This window comes from Calothrix rhizosoleniae SC01 (assembly GCF_900185595.1).
In the GTDB taxonomy this organism is placed as follows: Bacteria; Cyanobacteriota; Cyanobacteriia; order Cyanobacteriales; family Nostocaceae; genus Calothrix_A; species Calothrix_A rhizosoleniae.
On sequence record NZ_FYBH01000099.1, the window covers coordinates 1 to 5,473 of the forward strand.

Annotated in this window: 3 protein-coding genes; 2 read left to right on the forward strand and 1 reads right to left on the reverse strand. The window is 40.6% G+C overall.

From position 1 onward, the window contains the following. A partial coding sequence (locus CALSC_RS05595; RefSeq protein WP_143288163.1) for an endonuclease/exonuclease/phosphatase family protein occupies window positions 1-2,514 on the forward strand: 2,514 nt, incomplete at its 5' end. 8 nt (window positions 2,515-2,522) lie between these two features. Then, window positions 2,523-2,873 carry a calcium-binding protein gene (locus CALSC_RS05600; protein ID WP_088240414.1) on the forward strand — a complete coding sequence of 117 codons (351 nt, stop codon included), beginning with the start codon at window positions 2,523-2,525 and terminating at the stop codon, window positions 2,871-2,873. Between the two features lie 161 nt (window positions 2,874-3,034). Here the strand turns inward: CALSC_RS05600 and CALSC_RS05605 are convergent, their stop codons facing one another. After that, entirely contained in the window at window positions 3,035-4,465 is a 1,431-nt protein-coding gene (locus CALSC_RS05605; protein ID WP_088240415.1) for a sugar transferase, read from the reverse strand. Between the last annotated feature and the right edge of the window lie 1,008 nt (window positions 4,466-5,473).

A 5,473-nucleotide genomic window follows, 5' to 3' on the forward strand; every position in this document is an offset into this window, starting at 1 on the left:
AGCTATGTCGGAAACGCTACGGACTTCCCCAATGGCACAGCAGTTACAACTACTAACTTAATAGATGCAGTTGTTTATGATACCAATGATGCCGATGATGCTGGATTATCATCTCTATTAAATTCAGGTCAATCCCAAGTAAACGAAGCTAGTGGTGCTAACGGTAGTGCGAATGACTCTATCCAGCGAATTCCCAATGGTGAAGGTGGTGCTGGCAATACTGATAGTTTTGAGGCAAAAACACCAACCCCCGGCACAGAAAACCCGACTGTAACTGTAACCTTAGCTGCCATCTATGAGATTCAAGGGGCAGGACATACTTCGGCTTTGGTTGATCAGGTAGTCAGGACAACGGGAATTGTTACTGCTGTTGATAGCAATGGATTTTACCTGCAAGACTCCACAGGTGATGGTGATATTGCAACTTCTGATGCCATCTTTGTGTTTACAAATAGTGCTCCTGGTGTGAATGTGGGAGACGAGTTACAAGTTGAAGGAACTGTTTCCGAGTTTACCCCTGGTGGTGTTGACACTGGTAATCTTTCTACTACTCAGATTAGCGGTAGCCTGACTATCACTACTCTCTCCACTGGAAATACTCTACCTGATGCAACCATTATTGGTGAAGGGGGTCGTGTTCCTCCATCTGAGAATATTGATGATGATGCCTTTGGTGAGTTCGACCCCGTTAATGATGGGATTGACTTCTTCGAGTCTATAGAAGGGATGCTTGTTACAGCTAAGAATCTTGTGGCAGTTTCTGGAACCAACCGATTTGGGGAAACTTTCGCCGTGATTGATAATGGTGACAATGCCACAGGAATTAGCGATCGCGGCACCCTGAACATCAACCCCAATGACTTTAACCCAGAGAAGATACAAATAGATCCAGATTCCGACATCTTGGACATTGACTCCTCTAATATAAATACTGGTGACTCATTGGGTGATGTTACTGGTGTTGTGAGCTACAGTTTTGGTAACTTTGAGATCATACCCACGGAAGACTTCACAGCAAATATTCAGTCTGCAAGTTTACAACCAGAATCTACTAATCTAAATAATAATACTGACCAATTAACTATTGCCACCTACAATGTCCTCAACCTAGATCCAAATGATGACGATGGCGATAGTGATATTGCCGATGGTCGTTTTGATGCGATCGCTCAACAAATTGTTAACAACCTAAATAATCCTGATATTATTGGTTTGCAAGAGATTCAGGACAACAGTGGTTCTGTAGATGATGGTACTATTGCTGCTGACCAAACCCTACAGTTATTAATAGATGCGATCGTCGCAGCAGGTGGTCCTACCTATGAATTCATTGACAACACCTTTATTACTGATAATGAGAGCGGTGGACAACCTGGTGGGAATATCCGTACTGCTTACCTCTATAACCCTGAGCGAGTCAGCTTAGTTGATGGTTCAGTACAAGCAATTGGTAGTCAAGATGCAGGTGAGGTATTCAACGATGCTCGTTTACCTCTGGCTGCTACCTTTGAGTTTAATGGTGAGGAAGTAACAGTTGTCAACAATCACTCTTCTTCTAAGAGTGGTAGCGCCCCAATTCTGGGAGTTGAGCAAGACTTTACCGCCCGTCAAGAAGATACCACAGTTAATGGCTCCCTAGATGAGCGTAGAGAGCAAGCCCAAGCTGTTAACAATTTTGTTGATGATACCCTTGCTAATGATGCCGATGCCAATATTGTTGTTCTTGGGGACTTCAACGAGTTTGAGTTTGTTTCTTCCCTAGATATTTTGGAGGGAACCACAGTCAGTACTAATGGAGGGCAAGATACAGCTGCTGGTGATGGTGCAATTCTCACTAACCTAACTAATAATATCCCTGAAGATGAGCGCTATAGCTTTAATTTTCAGGGTAACTCTCAACAGCTTGACCATATTTTGGTTAGTGATAGCTTAGTAGAAAATGCTGAGGTTGATATTGTTCATGTTAACTCTGAGTTCGCTGCAACCTCCTCACGGGCTAGTGACCATGATCCAATTGTTGCTCGTTTCACCATTACCCAGCAGATCAACGAAATTACTGGCACAAACCGCAGTGAAGCTCTTACAGGTACTAGTGATGCTGATATTATCTTAGGTCTTAATGGTAGCGACACCATTGAAGGTGGTACTGGGGATGATACCATCAACGGTGGTAATGGCGCTGATCGCATTTTCGGGGAAGCCGATAACGACGCTATTAACGGTGATAATGGTCAAGATACTATCAACGGTGGTACTGGGGATGATACCATCAACGGTGGTAATGGCGCTGATCGCATTTTCGGGGAAGCCGATAACGACATTATTAACGGTGATAACGGTCAAGATACTATCAACGGTGGTAGTGGGGATGATACCATCAACGGTGGTAATGGAGCTGATACCATCTTCGGGAAGGCTAATAACGATAGTATTAACGGTGGCATTGGTAATGATGATATTATTGGGGGCAGTGGCAATGACACTATTGCAGGTGCTGATGGTAGGACACCTTAATTGGTGACTTGGGTGATGACTTTCTTAATGGAGGAGCTGGTCAAGATAGCCTCTTAGGGGGTGATGGTAACGACATCTTGATTGGAGGACTCGGTCGAGATAGTTTACGAGGTAATAGTGGAAATGACCTATTTATTTTCACAACTGGTCAAGGTAAAGACACTATTTTTGATTATGAAGATGGTGTAGATACCTTAGGTCTCACAGAGGGATTAAGTTTTGGACAGTTAGAAATTACTCAAATAGGTGATGATACTCGCATTCGAGTTCGTGGGACGAATGATGTTCTAGCTATCCTCAATAATGTAGATAGCAGTTTAATCAGCTCAGAAGACTTTATTACTGTGACGACAATTTAGAAATTGAAATTATCAAGTCATTAATTGTTAATTTTGTCACAGATTCCTAGCCCTTGGTTAGGAATTTTTATTAAGGTTATTAAAGTCATCACCAGCTTCTCCTAGTTGATGGACTATATGGGAGCCAATGTAGCTTCCTCATCCAGTCACCAAAACTTTTTTCATCGACCTTTACCTAATAGAACAACTCGGATAGTTTTAAAAGCGATCGCTAAATCCAACCATATAGAATAATTCTTGATGTAATAGAGGTCATAAGATAGTTTTTCATAAGCATCCTCTACCGACGCACCATAGGGATACATTACCTGCGCCCAACCGGTAATTCCTGGTCTGACCATATAACGACATTGATAATAGGGGATTTCTTGCTGGAGATTAGCATCAAATTCTGGTCTTTCTGGACGAGGTCCGATTAAACTCATATCTCCTCGTATTACATTCCATATTTGGGGTAATTCGTCAATCCGAGCTAAACGCAACCAACGTCCTACTCTAGTGATACGAGGGTCTTTTTCCCCTGCCCATTGTGCTCCTCGTTTTTCTGCATCTTGATACATAGAGCGGAACTTATACACCCTAAATGGTTTATTATTTAACCCTGTCCGCATTTGACTATAGAATACTGGGCCAGGACTATCCAATTTAATTACTATGGCAACTAGAAGCATAAATGGAGATAGGCACAGAAATAATAATCCTGCCAAGATAATATCTATTAGTTTCTTGACTTTTATGTTGAAATCACCGGGTATCAAACAAAAACCATTACTAAATGCAAACCATCGATCATGCAAAAGAGATGAAGGTAGTTTGTAGCATAAAGCTTCATACATATCTGGAACTTTATAAACCGGAATTCCTCGCAAGCGCATTTGTCTTAACAACTGCATTTGTGATTCAGAAAGTTGTATACTCTCAGATACTATTACTATAGACCAAGAATTTTGACTCCAGTTTGATAAGTCATCGACTCTACCTATGCTATTTATCTGATCGTACTGGGAATAGGTTGGGTTTTCTTCATCAGACAGGACAAATAATTTTCCCAGTCCTCTCTTTATCAGCAATTGTTGGGTAAATTTGATCGAATTTTCATCCGTACCTAGCATTAACCAACTGGTTTTTTTAGCTTGCGATCGCAACCATTGTGCCGCAAGAACACGCAAAGCAACCGCCCAGATTGTAAATATTCCTAAAGTTGGCAGTAGAATTCCTCGTCCTGTGAGATATTGATTAAACCAGGTACCAGAAATATAAATCAATGCAGAAGTAAATACCGCAACCAATCCCATGCTAAGCATAACCCGATATGGAGCCCGTAAACCTGCAATTTGATTTTCTGGGTGGTAAGCATCAGCTAAATATAGTCCCATTAATACTAAGCAAGAGAATCCAAGGACTACAGGTTCGAAGGGATTGATGATTCGTTCTAATCGTAATACCAAGGTTATTTCTATACAAACTAATAAGCCCAGACAATCTGCTGATAGCAGTAATACTGGTAAACTACGTAGGAGCTTCAGTAAGCTAGTCTTTTTGAAAGAGGTGATGTTTTCCGTAGGACTAATCTTAGTCGTTGTAAACGACATTGTTTCTTTTTTATTTACTAATGCACATTTGACATGAATAGAGGATAGGGATTGCCAGCCTTATGTTGGGCAAATATCAAAACAAGCAGTAAAAGTTACTTTCAATTCACGTCAAGTGTAATACCCTAATCAGTTGCGATTGGTAGATTAGTAAAGCACCCTGCCCATATTTTTCTCGGGTTGTAGGGAACACGAACAAACTCTCTGCCGATAGAATAATTGTACCGAGGGTTAGTTTTTATTCAGTCTCATTACGGTTGTCGATCGCAGCCGGGACACGGTTACGCTACCTCGACTACTCTTGACTTCACGTACTAGTAGCATGTCAATTTTCAATTGACGGGTAAAGGGGAAAGGGTAAATCCAAAGCGGCGAACACCATCCCTCAAAATTAACTTGACGTAGTACTAGAAGTAAACTCGCATCATGTCATGAGATAAAGCTAGTAAGTCATTTTTTCATGACATAATTCGCATCAGACAAACGCCGAAGACAGAACACCTGAATGCTATCACAGATGTTCGTATTGTTACAACATTTTATCATATTATGAATTTATTTTAAAGACGTATCAGGTGTCGAGTAAAAATAAATAAAAATTGGGTCTATCTCAGTAAAATCAAGGTATAACAACCACGATACCTTAATATGTTGGACAAGAGATGTGGCTTCATAAAAAAAATTGGTATCAGGTAACTTTACTCCCATCTTATAAGTAATTTAGCAAACTTCAGGTATTTGTTTATGCGATCACAATATATGTATCTTTATGTAAAGATAGTATGAAGCTTTATAATTGGGTATTGACTACTACACTGCTTTCCTGATATCCAGTTAGTTGTAAAAATTACATTGTATAAATTTAGCCTTGGTGAATAGTGAGTATTAGGGTGCAAGTCAGTTTCGTATTAAAGTAAATGTAAGACTTGTGATCGTATATGCCATTTAGCCCCAAAGAGCAAAATTATGTTCGTACGCGGCGACACTCCACTATTCGGAGCAACCATT